This window comes from Lentzea sp. NBC_00516, assembly GCF_036346835.1.
Classification (GTDB): Bacteria; Actinomycetota; Actinomycetes; order Mycobacteriales; family Pseudonocardiaceae; genus Lentzea; species Lentzea sokolovensis.
This window is the reverse complement of record NZ_CP107840.1, coordinates 6,332,889-6,354,638: the sequence shown is the minus strand read 5'-3', so window position 1 is coordinate 6,354,638 and position 21,750 is coordinate 6,332,889. Positions and strand designations below refer to the sequence as shown.

Genomic DNA, 21,750 nt, shown 5'->3' with positions numbered 1-21,750 from the left:
CGGTCGCGTAGGTCCGTTCGCCCCCTCACCCCCAGAGGTTCGCGCATGACGACGACGATCAACCAGTCCACGGATCAGGGCCCCAAGCCGCTGTTCGGAAAACGACGAAGCAACGCCGAGCAATCCGGCGTGTACGTGTTCGTCGTCGTTCCCCTCATCGCCCTCCTGGCCGCCGTCCCCTTCGCGTGGGGCTGGGGCCTCGGCTGGGTCGACGTGATCCTCTTCGTCGCCTTCTACTACCTCTCCGGCCTCGGCGTGACGATCGGCTACCACCGGTACTTCACGCACGGCTCGTTCAAGGCCAAGCGCCCGCTGAAGATCGCGCTCGCCATCGCCGGCTCGATGGCGTTGCAGGGCCCGGTGATCGACTGGGTCGCCGACCACCGCCGCCACCACGCCTTCTCCGACCGCGAGGGCGACCCGCACTCGCCGTGGCTGTTCGGCAGCGGCCCTGCGGCACTGGCCAAGGGTTTCTGGCACGCGCACATGGGCTGGTTGTTCAACCGCGACAAGACCAACCACCAGCGCTTCGCCCCGGACCTGCTGGCCGACAAGGACATCGTGTGGGTCGACAGGCACTTCGTGCTGTGGACGACGATCTCGCTGGCCGCGCCGGGTGTGCTGGGTGGCCTGCTCACGTGGTCCTTCTGGGGAGGCCTGACCGCGTTCTTCTGGGCGGGCCTGGTCCGCGTCGCGTTCCTGCACCACCTCACGTGGTCGGTGAACTCGATCTGCCACATGGTCGGCGACCGCCCGTTCGCCGCCCGCGACCGCTCCGCCAACGTCTGGGCGCTGGCGATCCTGAGCTTCGGCGAGTCGTGGCACAACCTGCACCACGCCGACCCGACCTCCGCGCGGCACGGCGTGAAGCGCGGCCAGATCGACATCTCGGCCCGCCTGATCTGGGTGTTCGAGAAACTCGGCTGGGCGACCAACGTGCGCTGGCCGAGTGAACAGCGGCTGGCCAGGATCACCGCGAAGCAGTGAGCTTTGTAGGCTGACTCGATGGTCAGGGTCAGGATGACGGGCAAGGAACGCCGAGAGCAGCTCCTGGACGTCTCCCGGGCCCTGTTCGCCGAGAAGGGCTTCGACGCGACGTCGGTCGAGGAGATCGCGTCCCGTGCGAGCGTGTCGAAGCCCGTCGTCTACGAGCACTTCGGCGGCAAGGAAGGCATCTACGCCGTCGTCGTCGACCGCGAGATGCAGCGCCTGATGGACCAGATCATCACGGCCCTCGACGGCGGCTCGCACCCGCGTGAGCTGCTCGAACAGGCCGCCTGCGCGTTGCTCGACTACATCGAGGGCTCGACGGACGGGTTCCGCATCCTGGTGCGCGACTCGCCCGTCGCGTCGTCCTCCGGCACGTTCTCCTCGCTGCTGAACGACATCGCGTCGCAGGTCGAGCACATCCTCGGGCTGCACTTCGCCAAGCAGGGCTACGACCGCAAGCTCGCCGCGCTGTACGCGCAGGCGCTGGTCGGGATGGTCGCGCTGACCGGGCAGTGGTGGCTGGAGGCGCGCAAGCCGAAGAAGGACGAGGTGGCGGCGCACCTGGTCAACCTCGCGTGGAACGGGCTTTCCGCGATGGAGCACAAGCCCAAGCTGCGCAGCCGTTCCTGATCTGTTTCGCTGAAACGGTCCGGGCCCCCTGGAGCGATGCTCCTCGGGGTGGCCGTTCGTCGAGGGGTCGGACGGCCATCCAGGTCTCAGACCGTTCCGGTGAGCCTGAGCAGCTTGTCGCCCGTGCCGTTCGACGACGTGACGTAGAGCGACCCGTCCGGCGCGGTGCGGGCGGCACGCAGGCGTCCGTACTTGTCGTTCAGCTCCTCGGGGATGCTCACGTTCTGCACCTTGCCCGCGGCGTCGAGGGTGAAGAGCAGCAGCTTCGAGCCCTTGAGCGCGGTGATCGCGAGCTTGCCGTTCCAGAACGCCGCCTGGCAGATCGCCTCGGTCGACGATCCCGACGACCACACCGCCGGCACCGCGTCGGGGAACCGTTGCAGGTCGGTCATCGGCACGCTTTCGTCGTACCTGGTCTGCGTGCCGCCCTTGGAAGGGTCCCAGCCGTAGTTGGCGCCCTTCTGCACCAGGTTGACCTCGTCGTCGATGTCGGGCCCGTGCTCGCTGGAGAAGATCTGGTCGCCGCCCGGCCGGAACACGACGCCCTGCACGTTGCGGTGCCCGTAGGAGTAGATCCGGCGCTCGTTGGCGTTCGTCGAGGTGATGAACGGGTTGCCGGCCGCGCCCTCGCCGGTCTCCGGGTCGATCCGCAGCACCTTGCCGCCGAGGCTGGTCCTGTCCTGCGGGTTGCGGGCCTGCGCGATGTCCCCGGTCGCGACGAACATCGAGCCGTCCGGCGCCAGCGTCGGCCGGCAGCCGGAGTGGCGTCCGCTGGAGTTCGACGGCATGCCGGTGAGCAGGTCCTTGGTCTTGGTGGCCTTCGTGCCGTCGAGCCGGTACGTCACCAGCCGCACGTCCTTGGACGTGTTGTAGCAAACCGTGAAGCGCTGGTCGTCGGGGTGGATCACCAGCCCCATCAGGCCGCCCTCGCCGCGCACCTGCACGTCCGCGAGGTCGATGTCGACGGGCGTGACCTGGCCGTTCCTGACGAGCTTCATGGTGCCCGGCCGTTCGGTGACGAGCACGGAGCCGCCGGGCAGGAACCCGACGTCCCAGGCGTGCTGGAAACCGCCCGCGACCTCCTCGACCTCGAGCCCGGCCGGCGCGGGAGCCTTCGACGGCGCGTTGCCGCCAGGCTCCGGCGACGAGCACGCCGCGACGACCAGCACCAACCCAGCAGCAACGAGTGCGCGCATGTCCTAACTATGCGATTTGTGCCGTGGCGGTTCCGTAAGGCCGCTCAACGGGCAGCAACGCGCGCGCTCCGTCCAGATCGAGCGCACGGACCTTCCCGTGAATCTCGCGCGCAAGGGCCGTCACGTCGGTGATGCTCATGATCCACTCGTTGACGTACATGGCCGAGGCCTCGCGCGTCAGTCCGATCTGGATGGAGCGGTGCTCCAACGGTTCGTGGTTCAGCCCGCGTTCGGGATCCCACTGCACGCGCACCGACGGCTTGCCCCTGACGCTGCTCTCGACCGCGTTGGAGACCGCCCAATCGAACCCCGCACGGGTGATGCGCACGGCCAGGACGCGTTCCTGACCTTCCTTCCGGGCGTACCCGCAGCGATACATCATCCAGAGGAACGACGGCTTGATCCACGTCATCCGCTCCGTCTTGAACGGCGGCACGAACCGTTGCGCCGCCACGGCCGGGTCGGCGATCGCGGGTGAATAGGCCTGGTAGACCACGATGGACTGATCGTCGTGGTCAGCCCTGATCTCTCTCGTTGACACGTGCACATGGTGACTGCTGGGGGCGGGCTCGAGCCACCCGATAAGGGGTCGCGGAACGAGCTAAGGTGGGTGGTGAGACCCCTCGTCCCAGGCAGGGGTCTGTCCGGCGTTCGGTGTTCGTGCGCCCATTCCGCACTCGACCGGGGTTTCTCACATGCCGCTGCTCGGCCTGCTCGATGGTGTCCTGCCCGACAAAGCCCTCCGCACGTTGATCGAATCGGCGGGGGTTCCCGAGCTGGAGCTGGACGGTCCGCTGGCCGCCCGCCCGCTCGTCGCCGCCGCGCTGTCCACGGTCCGGCCGGTGCTGGCCGTGACCGCCACGGGCAGGGAGGCCGAAGAGCTGACGAACGTCCTCAAGGACCTGATCGGCCCGGACAAGGTCGCGTTCTTTCCCAGCTGGGAGACGCTGCCGCACGAGCGCCTGAGTCCGCGCGCGGACACGGTCGGTGCGCGGCTGCAGATCCTCCGCAGGCTCAAGCATCCCGAGGGTGACCCGATCAGGGTCGTCGTCACGACGGTCCGCAGCCTCATCCAGCCGATGGCGCCTGGCCTGGGCGACCTCAAGCCCGTGCACCTGAAGGTCGGCGAGGAGCAGGACTTCGCCGAGCTGATCACGCGGCTCGCCGAGAACGCCTACACCCGCGTCGACATGGTCGAGAAGCGCGGCGAGTACGCGACGCGCGGCGGCATCCTCGACCTCTTCCCGCCGACCGCCGAGCACCCGTTCCGCGTCGAGTTCTGGGGCGACGAGGTCAGCGAGATCCGGCCGTTCTCGGTGCAGGACCAGCGCTCGCTGCCGGTGGAGGTGACCGACTTCGTCGCGCCGCCGTGCCGTGAGCTGCTGCTGACCGACGACGTGCGGCACCGCGCGGCCGAGTTGGCCGAGGAACACCGGTCCGACGCGCACCTCGCGGAGATGCTGGAGAAGATCTCGGGCGGCATCGCCGTCGAGGGCATGGAGGCGCTCATCCCGGCGCTGTGCCCCGGCGAGCTGCAGCTGCTCACGGACGTGGTCGAGAAGGGCACGCACGTCCTGCTCAACGACCCGGAGAAGATCCGGGCCCGCGCGGCCGACCTGGTCCGCACCGGGCAGGAGTTCCTCGAGGCGTCCTGGATGGCGGCCGCCTCCGGTGGCAAGGCGCCGATCGACCTCGGCCGCAGCGGGTACCAGGGCATCGGCGAGATCTCCGAGCACGCCAAGGCGAACGACCGTCCGTGGTGGACGCTGAGCCAGCTCACCAGTGACGCCCGCGACGTCGTGCACCTCGACGTCAAGCCGGTCGAGGCCTACCAGGGAGACGTCGAGCGCGCGTTCGCCGACCTCAAGGCGCACACGGCGACGGGTGGTGCGGCCGTGCTGGTCGTGCCCGGCGCCGGTACCGCGCAGCGCGCCGTCGAACGGCTCAAGGAGGCCGAAGTCTCGGCCCTCTGCGTCGAATCCCTTGACGCGGCACCGAAAGCGGGCACCGTCACGGTCGTGCGCGGCGCGCTCGAGGACGGGTTCGTGCTGCCGGACCTCGCGCTCGTGGTGCTCACCGAGACCGACCTGACCGGCGGCCGCGGCGGCACGTCCACGAAGGACATGCGCCGGATGCCGTCCAAGCGGCGCAACGCGGTCGACCCGCTGGCGCTCAAGTCCGGCGACTTCGTGGTGCACGAGCAGCACGGCATCGGCAAGTACGTGGAGATGGTCCAGCGCACGGTCGCGGGCGCCACCCGCGAGTACCTGGTCCTCGAGTACGCCAGCAGCAAACGCGGCCAGCCCGGCGACCGGTTGTTCGTGCCGACCGACCAGCTCGACGAGGTCAGCCGGTACGTCGGCGGCGAGCTGCCGTCGTTGAACAAGCTCGGCGGCAGCGACTGGAAGAACACGAAGTCCAAGGCGCGCAAGGCGGTCAAGCAGATCGCGGCCGAGCTGGTGCAGCTCTACGCGGCCCGCCAGTCCGCTCCCGGCCACGCCTTCGCGAGCGACACGCCCTGGCAGCGCGAACTGGAGGACGCGTTCGCGTTCACCGAGACGCAGGACCAGATGGCCGCGATCGACGAGGTCAAGGCCGACATGGAACGGTCCGTGCCGATGGACCGCGTCATCTGCGGTGACGTCGGCTACGGCAAGACGGAGATCGCGGTCCGCGCGGCGTTCAAGGCGGTGCAGGACGGCAAGCAGGTCGTCGTGCTGGTGCCGACGACGCTGCTCGCCCAGCAGCACCTCAACACGTTCGCCGAGCGCATGCGCCAGTTCCCGGTGAACGTCAAGGGACTCAGCCGTTTCACCGACCCGCAGGAGTCCGCGCAGACCATCGCGGGGATGGCGGACGGCGAGGTCGACATCGTGATCGGCACGCACCGGTTGCTGCAGAAGAACGTGCGGTACAAGGACCTGGGCCTCGTGATCGTCGACGAGGAGCAGCGGTTCGGTGTGGAGCACAAGGAACACATCAAGGCGCTGCGCACGCACGTCGACGTGCTGACGATGTCCGCGACGCCGATCCCGCGCACGCTGGAGATGTCGCTGGCCGGCATCCGCGAGATGTCCACGATCCTGACCCCGCCGGAGGAACGGCACCCGATCCTCACCTACGTCGGCGCGTACGACGACAAGCAGGTCGGCGCGGCCATCCGGCGCGAGCTGATGCGCGACGGCCAGGTCTTCTACGTGCACAACCGGGTCTCGACGATCGAGAAGGCCGCGAAGCGCATCCGCGAGCTGGTGCCGGAGGCCAGGGTCGTGACCGGGCACGGCCAGATGAACGAGGACAAGCTCGAACACCTCATCCAGGGCTTCTGGGAACGCGAGTACGACGTGCTCGTCTGCACGACGATCGTCGAGACCGGCCTGGACATCTCCAACGCCAACACGCTGATCGTCGAGCGCGGCGACCTGCTCGGCCTGGCCCAGCTGCACCAGTTGCGCGGCCGGGTCGGCCGTGGCCGCGAGCGCGGGTACTCGTACTTCCTGTACCCGGCTGAGACGCCGCTGACCGAGCACGCGCACGACAGGCTCGCGACGATCGCGCAGAACACCGAGCTGGGTGCCGGCATGGCCGTCGCGATGAAGGACCTGGAGATCCGCGGCGCCGGCAACATCCTCGGCGCCGAGCAGTCCGGTCACATCGCGGGCGTCGGCTTCGACCTGTACATCCGGCTGGTCGGCGAGGCCGTCGAGGCGTTCCGCAAGCACGCAGGGGCGGACGGCGGCGAGGTCGAGGAGGACCTCGCCGAGGTCCGCGTCGATCTCCCGGTCGACGCGCACATCCCGCACGAGTACGTGCCGGGGGAGCGGCTGCGGCTGGAGGCCTACCGCAAGATCGCGGCGGCGTCCGACGAGGCCGCGCTGACGTCCGTCTGGGACGAGCTCAAGGACCGCTACGGCACGCCGCCGGAGCCGGTCGAGCGCCTGCTCGGCGTGGCCCGCCTGCGCCACGCCTGCCGCCGCCACGGGGTCACCGAGGTGATCGCGATGGGCCAGAACCTGCGGTTCGCGAAGCTGGAACTGCTCGACTCGCAGCTGGTCAGGCTTCGGCGGCTGTTCCCCAAGGCCCTCTACAAGCAGGCCATGGGGACGGTCACCGTGCCTAGGCCGACGGAGGGAGCGGCGGGCGGCCGGATGGGTGCACCACAGCTGCGCGACCAGGAGCTGTTGAACTGGTGCGGTGCGTTCCTCGACTCACTCGCGGGGACTCCCGTGACCCCGGTCACCAAGGCGTGAGAGGGTAGATCCTCGTGAGCACTGTTCTGAAGCGTTTCTCGCTGGTCGGTGTGGCTGTGGCGCTGCTTGCCACCGGTTGTGGCACCGGGCCCGCGAAGGCCACCTCGGCAGCGATCGTCGGGGACCAGGCGATCGGTCTGCAGACCGTCCAGGACCGCACCGTGAAGGTGCTCAAGAAGGAGCCCGCGGCCCAGCAGATGCAGGACCAGGGCAAGCTCGACCAGGTCTCGAAGCTGGTGCTGGCCGACGAGATCAACCACAAGATCGCCGAGCGGGCCGGTCAGCTCGAGAACATCACGGTCGACGAGACCAAGGTGTTCGACGCGATCAAGGAGAAGGGCGGCCCCGAGGCCGCCGCCAAGCAGAGCGAGCAGGACGAGACCACGATCTACCGCCGTCAGCGCGACGTGCTGGTGATGGGTGAGCTCGCCCGCCGCAACCTCTCCACGCTCGAGGTCGTCATCGACTTCTTCCAGGTCCAGGACCCGAAGGAGGCCAAGGAGAAGGCCGCCGAGGTCACCGCGGACTCCTCGAAGATGTCGAAGTTCGTGCAGGAGGCACCGCGCACCACCAGCGGCCAGCAGGCGTCGGCGACGAACCAGAAGGTCCGCGTCACCGAGAACCCGTCGCTGGTGCACACGATGCTGTGGGGCGTGAAGCCCGGCACCGTCGTCGCCTTCCCCGCCGACGAGCAGCAGTCCAGCTGGATGGTCGCGCTGGTCAAGGAGCGCAACAAGGTCTCGCCGACGCCCGGCGAGGAAGACCTGATCGAGCGCATCGACCCGCAGCTGCTCGCCGCCTTCGGCCTGCGGATCGCGCAGTTCCTCACCGCGGACCTGAACATCGAGGTCAACCCCCGCTACGGCGTGTGGGACCCGACCAACGCGCAGATCGTCGGCAACCCCGGCGAGCGCGCCGGCTTCGTCGGTGTGAGCTCGACCAAGAACAAGTCTTGATCACCGTCGTCGTCCTGAGCGAGCGGCTCGACGCCGTGCTGCCCGCCGCCGCCCTGCCCGCGTTGCGCACGGCCACGGCCGTCTACGCGGGCGAGGGCGTGCCGCTGGAGTTCTGGTCCTCGCTCGGGGTCGACGGCCCCGCGCCCGCGGTCGTCCAGGACGGCGCGGTGGTGATCAGCACCAACGCTTCCCAGTACCCGGACGCGACCGTGATCACGACGCCGGAGCCGCTGGGTGCCGCACTGCTCGACGCGGCCGCGGTGATGCACCGGCTGCGTTCGCCGGGCGGGTGCCCGTGGGACGCGGAGCAGGACCACGACTCGTTGCGTCAGTACCTCGTCGAGGAGACCTTCGAGCTGCTGGAGGCGATCGAGGACGGCGACCGCGCGTCGATGCGCGAGGAGCTCGGCGACGTGCTCCTGCAGGTGCTGTTCCACGCCCGCGTCGCCGCCGAGGACCCCGAGGACCCGTTCGACATCGACGCCGTCGCGTCCGAACTGGTCGCGAAGCTCGTCGGACGGCATCCGCACGTCTTCGAGGGCAACGACCCGGCCGTGCACGACGCGACCTCGCAGCAGCACCGCTGGGAGGAGCTCAAGCAGGCCGAGAAGCAGCGCGAGTCCAGTGTGGATGGTGTCGCGCTGGGTCAGCCGGCCGTCGCGCTGGCCGCGAAGCTGGTGCAGCGCACCAAACGCGCGGGCTTCCCCGTCGACCTGCTGCCGGAGGGTGACGACACGGGCACGACTTTGTTCGCCGTGACCGCTTTGTCCAAGCTTGCCGGTGAGGACCCGGAGACGGAGCTTCGCCAGGTCTGCCGCCGTTTCGCCGCGAACGTCCGCGAGGCGGAGGCCAAGGCACGGGCCGAAGGTCTAGATTCTCTTATGGCTGAGGACTGGCGGCGTTTTTTGCCCTCCTGAAACGGTGAGCGTGGGCTAACGTCGATCTCGTGACTTACCTTCGGTATCCGCATCTGCGCGGTGACTTGGTGACGTTCGTGGCCGAGGACGACGTGTGGCTCGCGCCCGTCGACGGAGGAAGGGCCTGGCGCGCGTCCGCTGATCAGGTTCCGGCGCGCACGCCCCGTTTTTCGCCCGACGGCACGCAGTTGGCCTGGGCCAGTTGGATCGACGGCGCCCCGGAAGTGCGCGTGGCTCCTGTGGACGGTGGCCCCGCACGCCGGTTGACGCACTGGGGCGTGGCCCGGACGGCCGTGTCCGGGTGGACGCCGGACGGGCGAGTGCTCGCCGTGTCGACCACGGGCCAGATGTCGCGGCACCGCAAGCAGGCGCACGCCGTTCCACTGGACGGCGGACCTTCCGAGGTGCTGCCGTACGGGTGGGTCAACGACGTGTCGTTCGGCCCGGACGGCCAGGTCGTCGCGTCGTCCAGCTACATGCAGGAACCGGCGTGGTGGAAGCGGTACCGAGGTGGCACCGCGGGCAAGCTCTGGGTGGACACCGAAGGTTCCGGCGACTTCGTCCGCGTGCTGTCCGGCCTACAGTCGTCGCTGGCGAACCCGATGTGGGTCAACGGGCGCATCGCGTTCATCTCCGACCACGACGGCGTCGGCAGCGTGTTCTCGGTGCTGCCGGACGGCACCGACCTCCAGCGCCACACCTCCGGGGAGTTCTACGCCCGCAACGCTTCCACCGACGGCTCGCGGGTGATCTTCCACCAGGCCGGCGAGCTGTGGCTGCTCGACGGGTTGTCCGAACTGCGCAAGCTCGACATCAAGCTCGGCGGCCCGCGCACCGGCCTGCAACCGCGTCACATCAAGGCTTCCGGCAACGTCGAGTCGTTCAGCGTCGACCACACCGGCCGCGCCTCGGCCGTCGAGGTCCGCGGTTCCGTGCACTGGGTGACGCATCGCGACGGCCCCGTTCGCGTGCTGGCCGACCGTTCCGACGTCCGCGCGCGCCTGCCGAAGGTGCTCGGCGAGACCGACCACGTGGTGTGGGTGACCGACGTCGAGGGCGAGGAGGCCCTGGAGGTCGCGCCCGTCGGCGGCGTCGAGCCGGGCAACACCGCACGCCGCATCGCCTCCGGTGCGCTCGGGCGGGTCATGTCCCTGGCCGCCGCGCCGGACGGCTCACGCGTCGCCGTCGCCACGCACGACGGCCGTTTGTTGTTGGTGGACATCGCTTCCGGTGAGATTCGTGAGGTCGTTCGCGGTGCGAACGCGCACATCACGCACCTCGCCTTCTCGCCGGACTCCGCGTGGCTCGCGTGGTCGCATCCCGGGCCGACTCCGTTGCGGCACATCAAGATGGTGAACGCGGCGGATCTGTCCGTTGTGGACGTGACGCCGCTGCGGTTCGCCGACTTCGCGCCGACCTTCACCGAGGACGGCAAGTACCTGGCGTTCCTGTCGATCCGGACGTTCGACCCGGTCTACGACGCGCACGTGTTCGACCTGTCGTTCCCGACCGGCTGCCGCCCGCACCTCGTGCCGCTGGCCGCCACGACGCCGTCGCCGTTCGCCCCGATGCACGGCGGACGCCCGGTCGGCGACGAGGACAAGGACTCCGAGGACGACGACGAGAAGGCCCCGGTCACGAAGGTCGACCTCGAAGGCCTTGCCGACCGCGTGGTGCCGGTGCCCGTCGCGGCCGCCGACTACGTGTCGTTGAAGGCGGCTCGTGGCGGTCTGCTGTGGCTGCGCCGGCCGTTGCTCGGCGTGCTGGGGGACAACCTGGCGTCGCCAGAAGCGCGCCCGCCGCGCACCGTGCTGGAGCGCTACGACTTCACCAAGCAGAAGACCGAGTGCCTGGCGGACAGCGCGGACGCGTTCGCGGTGTCCGGCGACGGCAAGCGGATGGTCATCGAGGACCGTGGTGACCTGCGGGTCGTGCCGTCCGACAGCAAGGCGGACGAGGACTCGGCCGACTACGTGGAGATCGACCTCGCGCGCGTGCGCGTCGTCGTCGATCCCGCGCTGGAGTGGGCGCAGATGTACGCCGAGAACGGGCGGCTCATGCGCGACCACTTCTGGCGCACCGACATGGGCGGCATCGACTGGCAGGGCGAGCTGGACCGCTACCGGCCGCTGGTGGCCGAGGTGGGCAGCCACGACGACCTGGTCGACCTGCTGTGGGAGGTGCAGGGCGAACTCGGCACCTCGCACGCCTACGTCTGGGGTTCGTCACCGCACGTGCCCGCCTCGCGTCGGCAGGGGCTGCTGGGCGCCGACCTGGTTCGTGACGGCGACTCATGGGTCGTTGAGCGCGTGATCCCCGGCGAGACGTCCGACCCGCACGCGCGTTCGCCGCTGTGCGCGCCTGGTGTCGCCGTGCGCGCTGGTGACGCTCTCGTGGCCGTGGATGGCCGTCCGGTCGGGTTGGCCGGGCCGGGGGCATTGCTGGTGGGGACCGCCGGGAAGCCCGTGGAACTGACCGTGCGGCCCGGTGGTGGCGGCGAGCTGCGTCGGGTCGTGGTGGTGCCTCTGGCTGATGAGGAGCCTCTGCGCTACCACGACTGGGTCGCCAACCGTCGTGCGTTCACACACGCGCAGTCCGGTGGCCGTGTGGGCTATCTGCACGTGCCGGACATGATGGGCGCCGGCTGGGCTCAGCTGCACCGGGACCTGCGGGTCGAGCTGGCGCGCGAGGCTCTGGTGCTGGACGTCCGCGAGAACGGTGGCGGGCACACCTCGCAGCTGGTCATCGAGAAGCTGGGCCGCAAGGTGATCGGCTGGTCCGTCGCGCGTGGCTACACGGCATCCGAGTCGTACCCGCAGGACGCGCCTCGTGGCCCTGTGGTGGCGGTGGCCGACGAGTACGCCGGATCGGACGGCGACATCGTCAACGTGGCCATCAAGGAACTCGGGATCGGGCCCGTTGTCGGGGTGCGCACCTGGGGCGGTGTCATCGGCATCGACATGCTGTACACGCTGGTCGACGGCACGATGGTCACCCAGCCGAGGTACGCGTCCTACTTCAAGGGCCACGGCTGGGCGGTGGAGAACTACGGTGTCGACCCGGACATCGAGGTGGTCATGACGCCGTCCGACCGCGTTTCCGGCCGCGACCCCCAGCTGGAGAAGGCCGTTTCGCTGGCCCTGGAAACCCTTTCATCTTCACCCGCCGCTCACGCTCCGGAGTTGCCGCCGCTGAGCTGAACACCCCATCGTGTGACTAAAGAACTGTGACGGACTGTTCCATGTGGACGATCAACCAGATGGAACAGTTCTCACCGTTCGGGGGTGTGCTGAAGATGAGTCATCGTGACGAGCCGCGCAGTGGCCGTGGGTGTTTCGGGGCCGTGGTCGTCGTGCCGTTCCTGGCACTGGGCGGCATGTTCGCGTTGATCGCCTTGACCGGGTCGCCGCGTGAGGCGCCGTTGGCCGCGCCTCCGCCTGCTCGGCCTTCTGCCTCTCAGTGGTGGACTGAGCCCTTTGAGACCGGGGTTTCGCTGGCCACCGTTACCGAGACCGTGGTGGTGGAGGGGGCGGCTCGGGAGGTTCGGGCTGCTCGTCTGGCTACGCAGACTCGGGATGTGGGGGCCACTGTTACCGAGACTGTTCGGGTTTCGTCTGGCAAGCCTGCTGCTACTGGGCGGAACGAGCCTGGGGGGTCTGAGGAGCCCGAGGAGGAAGAGCCGGCTTCGCCGTCGTCTTCTGAGTCGGCTTCGCCGCCTGTAGTCACTACCTCGGCGCCATCGACTGTGTCCAGTGTGGAGCCTCCGCCTGTGGTGGAGACGCCGGTGGTTTTGCCGCCTGTTTCCACGGCTCCGCCTGTGGATCCGCCTGGTGAGGTTCCGCCCTCTACGCCTCGGGCTGAGGAACCTGTTCCGCCTGTTGTTTCGCCTGTTGTGCCTCCTTGTGATCGGGCCGAGCCTCCTTCGGAGGGGTCTGGTGAGGTGCCTGTGGTTTCCCCTGTTGAGGAAGTGGCCGTGTCTGTGCCGTTGGCAGGGGTTTGAGAGAGGGGCTGGGGCCTTCTTCCGCCTGGCCCCAGTCTCCCTCCGTTTTTGCGCGTCGGTTTCGTGGGTCGTCCCCCTGGTTCGTTGGCGGGCGCCGGTTTCGTGTTCGTAGGTGGGTCGCCTTGCGGGCGTCTGTGGCGGCTGATTCCTGGGGCTCCGCCCCAGACCCCGCCAATCTGATCAAAAGCCGGGGTCTACGCCACCGGCAGGTTGATGGCACGCCTGTTGCTTTGGGCGGAGTTGCGTTGCTTTGGTGGTTGCGTTGGTGGGGTGGCTTCGTCACGAGTCGAGCCAAGAGCGGGCCACATCAGGGAAGGGGTGTCAAACGGACGAAGAGCGTGTCCGTTTGACACCCCTTCCCTGATGCAGCAAGAGCTGTGGCACGACTCGTGACGAAGCCACCCCACCCGGACCGCATGGTAAGGACGGCCGCCTTCGGCATCGCTGGAGTGTCAGACCCCGTCGCTAAGTTGGGTCGCGGGGGATCCTGAACTCAAGGGGACCCCTGCGCGAGCCTGTCCGCCGTTGCCCTGGCGTGTGCTCTGTCTGCTCGCCTTCGGCTTTGCGGGAGTGTCAGACCTGCTCGCTAGGTTGGGTCGCGGGGGATCCAGCTGCCAAGGGGACCCCTGCGCGAGCCTGCCAACGGCCCTACTGCGGCACGCTTGCGCGTGCGTAGGCGTCTGCTCCGCTGAACACGTTCTGGCCGTACTCCACGGAGTTGTTGTACGCCAGGACGGCTGCCCACCAGCCCTGGCCCGTGCCCAGGTCGCGGGCTCCGCCTCCGCACAGGTAGCGCGCGGCCGTCAGGGCCGCGTCGTCGATGTTCTGCGGGTCTGCTGGTTGGCCGTCACCTGCTGCTCGTTTTGCCCAGCGGTTCCAGGTTCCTGGGATGAACTGCATCGGGCCCACCGCTCGGTCCCACGTCGTGTCGCCGTCCAGGCGGCCGCCGTCGGTGTCCTTGATGGCCTTCACGCCTGGGCCGCCGTCCAAGGGGATGCCGATGATCGGGCGGGACGGTAGGCCGTTCTCCTGCAGGCGGGCGCCGTTGATGTTGCCGTGGTGCGACTCGATTCGGCCGATACCCGCGAGGGTCGCCCAGCTGATTCGGCAGGCCGGGGACTCTTGTTGCATCGTCAGGTCTGCTTGCGCGTAGGCGTGTACGGCGCGGACCGGGATGTCGGTCTTGGACGCTACGCGGGTTGCCCATTCGGCCAACGGGTTGGCGGTTGCCGTGGTTCCCGGGGAGGCGGCGTTGCCTGGGGCGGCCGCGCCTGGCTCTACCTCCTGGATGGGGACCAGGAACGGGGGTGGGCCCAGGGGAGCCGCGTCCCTGCGGTTCAGGGCGCCCAGGCCCCAGGCGCCCGTGGCGACCACGACTATCAGCAGCAGCACCAGGACGATGCGGCCGAAGATGTTGCCGTTGCGGTTGCGGCGGGCGGGTTCCTGGACGGGCGGCGGCGGGACCATTGCACCCAGGCTACGTGCTTCCCGGCGCAGGCGGCGGGGTGAAGCGTGATGAAACCGGCACTGATGGCGGCTGGACAATCAGGTGAGGCTTACCTTAAATAAGGCCGACCTAATTTGTGGAGGCGTCGGGATGTTGTTTGCCAACGGGCTGATCGGGCTGCGTGAAGGCCTTGAGGCCGCGCTCGTGGTGAGCATCTTGATCGCATTCCTCGTGAAGACGGGCAGAAGGTACGCGCTCAAGTGGGTTTGGGTCGGTGTTGCGACCGCTGTGGCACTGTCCGTAGCGGCCGGCGCGATCATCACGTTCAGCGCTGCCGGCATGACGTTTGAGCAGCAGGAAGCTTTCGGCGGGACGATGTCGATCATTGCGGTCGCGTTCGTCACGGGAATGATCTTCTGGATGCGCCGGGCGGCCAAGACGATTGCCGCCGAGTTGCGCGGCAAAATGGACGAAGCGCTCAAAATCGGACCCCTCGCCATCGTTCTTGTGTCCCTTTTGTCCGTTGGTCGGGAAGGGCTCGAGACTGCCGTCTTCTTCTATTCCAGCGTGCAGGCCGCTGGAGGGGGTACGACCGAGCCGCTCATCGGGTTCCTTTCGGGGATTCTGGTGGCGGTCGTGATCGCCGCGCTGCTGTACCAGGGGGCGATCCGGTTCGATCTCGGCAAGTTCTTCACCGTCACGGGCGTGCTGCTCGTGTTCGTGGCGGCGGGCGTGCTCAGTTACGGGATCCACGACCTGCAGGAAGCCGCGATCCTGCCCGGGCTGAACACGCTGGCGTTCGACATCAGCGACACCCTGCCGGAGGACTCCTGGTACGGGGCGCTGCTCAAGGGCTTCTTCAACTACTCGCAGCGGACGTCCGTGCTGCAGGCCATCGCGTGGGTCGGCTACGTGGTGGTGGTGCTGTCCCTGTTCCTCATCCGGCCGCGCCGTCGCGCCGCCGTGGCCAACTGATCATCTAGTGGAGCGAACCGTGCGCAAGACAGCAGTCATCCTGGGCTCACTCGCGATGCTGGCGGCGTGCAGCGGCAACGGCGGCACGACCGGCGCGAGCGGCACCATCGCGGTCGAGGCGAGTGACGACGCGTGCAAGGTCGCCAAGACCGAGGCGAGCACCGGCAACGTCACGTTCGAGGTGGCCAACAAGGGCACCAAGGTGACCGAGTTCTACCTCTACGCCGAGGGCGACCGGATCCTCGGCGAGGTCGAGAACATCGGGCCTGGTCTGACCCGCAAGCTGATCGTCGAGGTCACGGAGTCCGGCAAGTTCCAGACCGCGTGCAAGCCCGGCATGAAGGGCGACGGCATCCGCGGCGACTTCACGGTCACCGGTGACGCCAAGAAGTCGACCGACGGCAACGCGTTGCTGGCCGAGGCGACCAAGAGCTACGCGCGGTACGTGACCTCGCAGGCCGACCAGCTGCTGGTGAAGACCGAGGAGTTCGTCAACGCCGTCAAGGCCAAGAAGGTCGACGACGCCAAGGCGCTCTTCCCCGTCTCGCGCACCTACTGGGAACGCATCGAGCCCGTCGCGGAGAGCTTCGGCGACCTCGACCCCAAGATCGACGGCCGCGAGGACGTCATCGAGGAGGGCATGGCGTTCACCGGCTACCACCGCCTCGAGAAGGACCTGTGGGAGTCCGGTCTGCAGGCCGACTCGGACAAGATCGCGGACCAGCTGCTGGTCGACGTCAAGGAGATCGTGTCCAAGGCGAAGACCGTCGAACTGACGCCCGTGCAGCTCGCCAACGGCGCCAAGGAACTGCTCGACGAGGTCGCCACCGGCAAGATCACCGGTGAGGAGGACCGCTACTCGCACACCGACCTGTGGGACTTCCGCGCCAACGTCGACGGGTCGCAGGCCGCGATCGCCGCGCTGCGTCCCGTGGTGGAGCAGAAGGACAAGGCGCTCGTGTCCACTTTGGACGAGAAGTTCAAGGCGCTCGACGAGGCGCTCGAGAAGCAGCGCAAGGGTGACGGCTTCAAGCTCTACACCGAGCTGACGCAGGACGAGATCAAGGCGCTGGCCGAGGCCGTCGACGCGCTCGGCGAGCCGGTCAGCAAGGTGGCGGAAGTGGTGTCGGCCAAGTGACCGGAGTTCCCCGCCGCAGGCTGCTCGGGTTCGCGGGCGCCGGTGTGGCGCTCGCGGGCGCGGGCGCCGCCGCCGGCGTGCTGGCGTCCCACTCCCCTGAGATCGAGAACCTCTCCGCGGCGAAAGTCCCGTTCCGCGGCGACATCCAGGCCGGCATCACGACGCCCGCGCAGGACCACATGCACTTCGTCGCGCTGGACGTGAAGACGAAGAGCCGGGACGAGCTGATCAGCCTGCTCAAGGAGTGGACGCTCGCCGCGGAACGGATGACGGCCGGTCAGGAGGCCGCGGAGAACGGTGCGGTCGGCGGCAACGCCGAGGCGCCGCCCAAGGACACCGGCGAGGCGCTCGACCTGCCCGCGTCCGCGCTGACGATCACCATCGGCTTCGGGCCGTCGCTGTTCGACGACAGGTTCGGGCTCAAGGACAGGCGGCCGGAGCGGTTGATCGACCTGCCGCGGTTTCCCCAGGACGACCTGGATCCCGCGCGCAGCAACGGGGACGTCTGCATCCAGGCCTGCGCGAACGACCCGCAGGTCGCCGTGCACGCCATCCGCAACCTGGTGCGCATCGGGTTCGGGCGGGTCGCGGTCCGGTGGTCGCAGCTCGGGTTCGGGCGGACGTCGTCGACGACGCGGGACCAGGCGACGCCGCGCAACATGTTCGGGTTCAAGGACGGCACCCGCAACATCAAGGCAGAGGACACCGACCACCTGCGCGATCACGTGTGGGTGTCGAAGGAGGACGGGCCGGACTGGCTCGTCGGCGGCACGTACCTGGTGTCGCGGCGGATCCGCATGCACATCGAGATCTGGGACCGGACGTCGCTGGTCGAGCAGGAGCAGATCGTCGGCCGGAACAAGGGCGAGGGCGCGCCGCTCGGGCAGGCCAAGGAGTTCGACGAGCCCGACCTGCACGTCAAGGGCGCGGGCGGGATCCCGTTGATCGGCGAGATCGCGCACATCCGGCTCGCGTCGCCGGAGTCGTTGAACGGGGCCAGGATCCTGCGCCGCGGCTACAACTTCACCGACGGCTCCGACGGGCTCGGGCACCTCGACGCCGGGCTGTTCTTCGTGGCGTTCAACCGGGACTCGCGCACGCAGTTCGTGCCGATGCAGCAGGCGCTGTCCACAAAGGACGACATGATGGAGTACGTGGAGCACACCGGATCCGGGCACTTCGCCGTGCCGCCGGGGGTGAAGGAGGGCGGGTTCTGGGGAGAGGGCCTGTTCCGGTGATCAGTTCCCCAGGGCCAGCCGGGCCTTGACCTCGCCGAGCGCTTCCTGGTACTCGGGTGACGGGTGCATCGCGACCGCCATCCGCAACTGGGCGAGCGCCTCGGTGAGGCGGCTCTGCCGTTGCAGGGTCCTGCCGAGGGCGAACCGCGCGTAGTGGTCGCTCGGATCGAGGTCGAGCACCTTGCGGAACGCCTCTTCAGCCCTGTTGAGCTGCGCGGACCCGAGATAGGCCCGGCCGGCCAGCAGCTGCACCGACGGCGCCTCCCCGGCTTCGGCCAGCACCTGTTTCAGCTCGCGCAACGCGTCGAGCGGCCTGCGTTGTGCCATCAACGCCTCGGCCTTCCGAAACGCCTCGAAGGTGCCGTCCGTCATTCGATCAACGTTACCTATCGCCTGCCGGTTCTTCGACTGCCGTCCGGGCGACAGAACCTGAATGAGTGGCAGTGCCGAGCCAGCACGCTCCGAAACCGAGCACCAGCCCGGCCACGACTCCAGCCGTCGGCATCTGCCCGAGCAACGGCCACGCGATCAACGCTGTGACGGACGGGACCACAGAGGACAGCGTGGTCATCGCCGCCACCCCGCCCTTCCGGACGCCGACGAGGAACAGCGAAGCCCCGCCCATCGAGTTGACCAGCACCAGGAACGCGAGGGTCAGCCAGAGCTGCCGCCAGTCCGTGACCGGGGAGCTCTCGGTCAGCGCCAGCAACCCGACGACCGGCACGGACACGGCGTGCTGCACGGCGTTGCCGCTGCGGAAGTCCGTGTCCCGGCAGAACCTCTGCTGGTACACGCCGCCCGCGACGAACCCGAGCATGCCCAGCACCGTGAACATCGCGCCGGTCCCGAACGATCCCAGCCGGTCCCACAACGCCGCCAGCACCGCGGCGACGCCGAGCACCAGCCCGGCGACCTGCCTCAGTCCTATTCGGACGCGGAACACCCAGGCGGCGACCACGGCCGTGAGCACCGGCGTGCACGAGATGACCAACGCCGTGGTCGCCGCCGGCACGCCCATCCGCAGCCCGAGGTACACGCCGGAGAACTGGCACGCCTGCACCAGCAACCCGGCCACGCAGGTGTGCACGAGCTGCCGTCCGCGCGGCCAGTTCGCGCTCGTCACCAGGGCCACGACCGCCATCAGCGCGGCGGCGATGGCGAACCGGATCGTGGTCATCAGGAACGGCGGCGCCACGGCCACCGCCAGAGCCCCGACCGGATAGCCGGACGCCCAGACCAGCACCGTCACGGCCGCGAAGCCGGGTTTGATCCGCACGGACTCCAGCACTACCAGCCGCGCCGCTAGGGAGCGAGGGTTTCGTTCCACGCCTTGGACATTCGGTGAACTGCCTCGGTGATGATCTCCGGCGAGGTCGCGAGGTTCATCCGCACGAAGCCCGCGCCGCCGGTGCCGAACGGGATGCCGGAGTTCAGCGCCACCTTGCCGCGCTTGAGGAACGTCCTGGCGGGATCGTCGCCGAGCGCGCGGCAGTCCAGCCAGGCGAGGTAGGTGCCCTGACCGGGGGCGTAGCGCACCTCGGGAAGGTGCTCGGCCAGCAGGCCGGCGAGCAGTCGCCGGTTCTCGTCCAGCCCGTCCAGCAGGGCGTCGAGCCAGTCGACGCTGTGCCGGAACGCCGCGGTGTGGGCGAGGATCCCGACGTGACTCGGTCCGTGGCCGACCTCCTCCGGCAGCCGGTCGAGATCGTCGGCGGCGGCGGGACCGGCGATGGCGAGCGCGGCCTTGAGCCCGGCGAGGTTCCACGCCTTGGAGGCCGACATCAGCGTCAGCCCGTCGTCCGCGACGCTCAGGTACGGCACGAAGCCGTCGGCGGTGAGCGGAGCGTGGATCTCGTCCGCCACAACGCGTACGCCGTGTGCACGCGAGAGCCGTGCGACCTCTTCCAGTTCAGCGGCGGTGTGCACGGTGCCGGTCGGGTTCTGCGGGTTGCACAGCAGGTAGACCGAGCCCTTGCCTGCCTTGACGAACGCCGCTTCGAGCACGGCGAAGTCGATCCGCGCGTCGGAACCCAGCGGCGCCTCGACGACCTGGCGGCCGAGGGACTCGATGAACTGGAAGAACGGAGGGTAGACCGGGCTGTTGACCACGACGGGCGCGTCCCGGTGCGAGACCAGCCGGAACATCTCGACGACGCCCATCATCACGTCGGGCACGATCTTCGTGCGTTCGACCGCGGGCGCCCAGTCCCACCGGGTCTTCGCGAACTCGGCGAGCGCCTCGGCGTAGGCGGTGCCGTTGGGGTAGCCGGTGTCGCCGCGCTCCACCGCCTCGATGATCGCGCGTGCCACAGGTTCGGCGAGCGGCACGTCCATCTCGGCCACCCACACGGGCAGCACGTCTTCAGGATAGTGGCGCCACTTCATGCTGGTGCGGCGCCTGAGCTGGTCCAGGGTCAGCTGACGTAACGGGTTCGCACTGGTCATGCAGCAAAAGCTAGGGGAACTCGCGGGCAAGGTGTTTGCGTTCTTTGCTCATGGACGCCGTGGACCGCAAAATTCTTGCTGAACTGCAGCGCGACGGGCGAATCACCGTCACCGACCTCGCCCAGCGCGTGCAGCTGAGCATCTCGCGCTGCCAACGGCGCCTGCGAGAGCTGGAACGCGACGGCGTCATCCACGGCTACCGGGCCGTGGTGGACGCGGCCGCCCTCGGGTTCGGCTTCGAGGCCCTGGTCTTCGCCAAACTGCGCCTGGACACCATGGACGAGTTCGACCGCGCACTGGTCGACGTGCCGAACGTGGTGGAGGCGCAACGCTTGTTCGGCAGCCCCGACTACCTGCTGCGCGTCGTCACCGCTGATCTGGCGTCGTACCAGCGGCTGTACGAGGAGACGCTGGCGAAGCTGCCAGGAGTGCGCGGGCTGACGTCGACGATCGTGATGAAGCAGGTGATCGAGCCGCGCCCGTTGCCGGCCAACCCGTGAGCTACCAGCCGAGCGTCTTCCCGTACGTCTCCCGGACCACACGCAGACACCAGTCCGCTGAAGGGAGTTCGCTGGTCTGGTGGGCCGGCTGCGACTGCCAGTCCAGTCCCGAAGGCAGTGAGGCGAATTCGTACTTCTGCACCGAGGCGCCCGTCGCGTCGCGGACCAGGCCGGCCGCGCGAACGCCCGCAACGTAGGAACTTTGAGCACGACATCCGACGTGATGTCGCTGTACCTGGTCTCGATCCGGACGGCCTCACTCGGCCAGCGTGCCCAGTCCTCGTGATCGATCAGCTGGACTCGGACGCGGAGATCGGACGTCGCGACGAGAACGCCCGGCTCGACCGCGACAGCTGCTCGTCGAGTGCGGTGGCGACCGCGGAACGATCGGGCGTCCACAGGTCGGCCACCGCGGCGAGTTCCCCGTGCTCAAGCACCCGCGGCCTCCTTCATCCGTGCCAGCGCTCCCGGCCGGTGCTGAGCACGCGCGAGCTCCTCGGCGACGGTCCAGTCGATCTTGCGGATCAGTGCCCGCAGGATCGACCGGGCATCGGCTTCCCCGATGCCGCCGAGTTGTGGCCGAGCGGCGACGTCCAGGGCCGTTTGCTCCGGAGTGGTCATCCATCCCGCCGTCAGCTCGGTTTCCACCCGCTCCAGGTCGAGTCGGCTCACGTCACGCTTCACGAAGACCACGTCACCCACGCTGGTGTGCAGAACGGGCCGCTGTTTCGGCACGGCGACGACTGCCGTGCCGATGGCTCGGGGCAAGGCGCCGTGACGACGTGCCGCGGTGATGCTCATGAGCGCCACGGCGTCCTTGCCGTAGTCGGCCTGGGCCACCCCGAGCGCCGCCGCGGCGAGATCCGGGCGCCATCGTGGATCGCCCAGCCGTTCCATCGGGGCCAGCGCGTAGTAGCCGGTGCTGATGTGGCTGAGCACCGCCTGTTCGAGCAGTCGCTCGAACTCGCTGCGAGGGTGGGCGTACACGTCTTCCGCGTCCCTCGGGCGCAGGACCTTGTTTTCTCTTCTGGCTAGCTTGGTCGGGATGGTGACGCGGTCATTCATACGACC

Annotated in this window: 18 protein-coding genes; 10 read left to right on the top strand and 8 right to left on the bottom strand. The window is 68.7% G+C overall.

Annotated elements, in window-relative coordinates:
- Positions 1-45: 45 nt before the first annotated feature.
- On the top strand, positions 46-987 hold the full coding sequence (locus OG205_RS28630; protein WP_330271112.1) for an acyl-CoA desaturase: 942 nt from the start codon (positions 46-48) through the stop codon (positions 985-987).
- A gap of 33 nt (positions 988-1,020) precedes the next feature.
- Positions 1,021-1,620 carry a TetR/AcrR family transcriptional regulator gene (locus OG205_RS28625; protein WP_330278247.1) on the top strand — a complete coding sequence of 200 codons (600 nt, stop codon included), beginning with the start codon at positions 1,021-1,023 and terminating at the stop codon, positions 1,618-1,620.
- Positions 1,621-1,706: 86 nt separating this feature from the next.
- On the opposite strand, the gene OG205_RS28620 is transcribed toward OG205_RS28625, so the two are convergent.
- The gene (locus OG205_RS28620) at positions 1,707-2,816 is read right to left on the bottom strand and encodes a PQQ-dependent sugar dehydrogenase (protein WP_330271111.1); all 1,110 of its coding nucleotides are present in this window, start codon (positions 2,814-2,816) and stop codon (positions 1,707-1,709) included.
- 7 nt (positions 2,817-2,823) lie between these two features.
- Positions 2,824-3,357 (bottom strand): DUF4291 domain-containing protein, encoded by a 534-nt coding sequence (locus tag OG205_RS28615; RefSeq protein WP_330271110.1) that lies wholly within the window; start codon positions 3,355-3,357, stop codon positions 2,824-2,826.
- Between the two features lie 154 nt (positions 3,358-3,511).
- On the opposite strand from OG205_RS28615, the gene mfd reads away from it, so the two are divergent.
- The 4 genes from mfd to OG205_RS28595 are packed head-to-tail and all read left to right on the top strand — an operon-like array spanning position 3,512 to position 12,139.
- A complete protein-coding gene (gene mfd, locus OG205_RS28610; RefSeq protein ID WP_330271109.1) occupies positions 3,512-7,066 on the top strand; it encodes a transcription-repair coupling factor in 3,555 nt (1,184 codons plus the stop codon).
- A gap of 14 nt (positions 7,067-7,080) precedes the next feature.
- Positions 7,081-8,022: a hypothetical protein gene (locus OG205_RS28605; protein ID WP_319975619.1), complete on the top strand. Its 942-nt coding sequence runs from the start codon at positions 7,081-7,083 to the stop codon at positions 8,020-8,022.
- On the top strand, positions 8,019-8,939 hold the full coding sequence (locus OG205_RS28600) for a MazG family protein (RefSeq protein WP_330271108.1): 921 nt from the start codon (positions 8,019-8,021) through the stop codon (positions 8,937-8,939). Before OG205_RS28605 ends, OG205_RS28600 begins: the two co-directional genes overlap by 4 nt.
- 29 nt (positions 8,940-8,968) lie before the next feature.
- Positions 8,969-12,139, top strand: coding sequence for a S41 family peptidase (locus OG205_RS28595; RefSeq protein ID WP_330271107.1), 3,171 nt, complete (start codon positions 8,969-8,971; stop codon positions 12,137-12,139).
- A 1,448-nt stretch (positions 12,140-13,587) separates the two neighbouring features.
- Here the strand turns inward: OG205_RS28595 and OG205_RS28590 are convergent.
- Positions 13,588-14,406 carry a lytic murein transglycosylase gene (locus OG205_RS28590; RefSeq protein ID WP_330271106.1) on the bottom strand — a complete coding sequence of 273 codons (819 nt, stop codon included), beginning with the start codon at positions 14,404-14,406 and terminating at the stop codon, positions 13,588-13,590.
- Between the two features lie 130 nt (positions 14,407-14,536).
- Here OG205_RS28590 and efeU point away from each other — a divergent pair, with 130 nt between their 5' ends.
- From efeU to efeB, 3 genes are read left to right on the top strand one after another with little or no spacing between them, the layout of a single operon-like run.
- Positions 14,537-15,361, top strand: a complete 825-nt coding sequence (gene efeU, locus OG205_RS28585; RefSeq protein ID WP_330271105.1) for an iron uptake transporter permease EfeU — start codon at positions 14,537-14,539, stop codon at positions 15,359-15,361.
- Between the two features lie 55 nt (positions 15,362-15,416).
- Positions 15,417-16,499, top strand: coding sequence for an iron uptake system protein EfeO (efeO, locus tag OG205_RS28580; RefSeq protein ID WP_330278246.1), 1,083 nt, complete (start codon positions 15,417-15,419; stop codon positions 16,497-16,499).
- Positions 16,496-17,737, top strand: coding sequence for an iron uptake transporter deferrochelatase/peroxidase subunit (efeB, locus tag OG205_RS28575; RefSeq protein ID WP_330271104.1), 1,242 nt, complete (start codon positions 16,496-16,498; stop codon positions 17,735-17,737). The genes efeO and efeB overlap by 4 nt, the downstream gene beginning before the upstream one ends.
- Here the strand turns inward: efeB and OG205_RS28570 are convergent, their stop codons facing one another.
- From OG205_RS28570 to OG205_RS28560, 3 genes are read right to left on the bottom strand one after another with little or no spacing between them, the layout of a single operon-like run.
- A complete protein-coding gene (locus tag OG205_RS28570; protein WP_330271103.1) occupies positions 17,738-18,109 on the bottom strand; it encodes a tetratricopeptide repeat protein in 372 nt (123 codons plus the stop codon).
- Between the two features lie 10 nt (positions 18,110-18,119).
- A complete protein-coding gene (locus OG205_RS28565; protein ID WP_330271102.1) occupies positions 18,120-19,064 on the bottom strand; it encodes a DMT family transporter in 945 nt (314 codons plus the stop codon).
- Positions 19,040-20,179, bottom strand: a complete 1,140-nt coding sequence (locus OG205_RS28560) for a MalY/PatB family protein (protein WP_330271101.1) — start codon at positions 20,177-20,179, stop codon at positions 19,040-19,042. The genes OG205_RS28565 and OG205_RS28560 overlap by 25 nt, the downstream gene beginning before the upstream one ends.
- A 50-nt stretch (positions 20,180-20,229) precedes the next feature.
- Between OG205_RS28560 and OG205_RS28555 the strand changes: the two genes are divergently transcribed.
- A complete protein-coding gene (locus tag OG205_RS28555) occupies positions 20,230-20,679 on the top strand; it encodes an Lrp/AsnC family transcriptional regulator (protein WP_330271100.1) in 450 nt (149 codons plus the stop codon).
- Positions 20,680-20,969: 290 nt separating this feature from the next.
- Here OG205_RS28555 and OG205_RS28550 read toward each other — a convergent pair whose 3' ends face one another.
- On the bottom strand, positions 20,970-21,116 hold the full coding sequence (locus OG205_RS28550) for a hypothetical protein (RefSeq protein ID WP_330271099.1): 147 nt from the start codon (positions 21,114-21,116) through the stop codon (positions 20,970-20,972).
- On the bottom strand, positions 21,109-21,744 hold the full coding sequence (locus OG205_RS28545; RefSeq protein ID WP_330271098.1) for a type IV toxin-antitoxin system AbiEi family antitoxin: 636 nt from the start codon (positions 21,742-21,744) through the stop codon (positions 21,109-21,111). The genes OG205_RS28550 and OG205_RS28545 overlap by 8 nt, the downstream gene beginning before the upstream one ends.
- Positions 21,745-21,750: the final 6 nt, after the last annotated feature.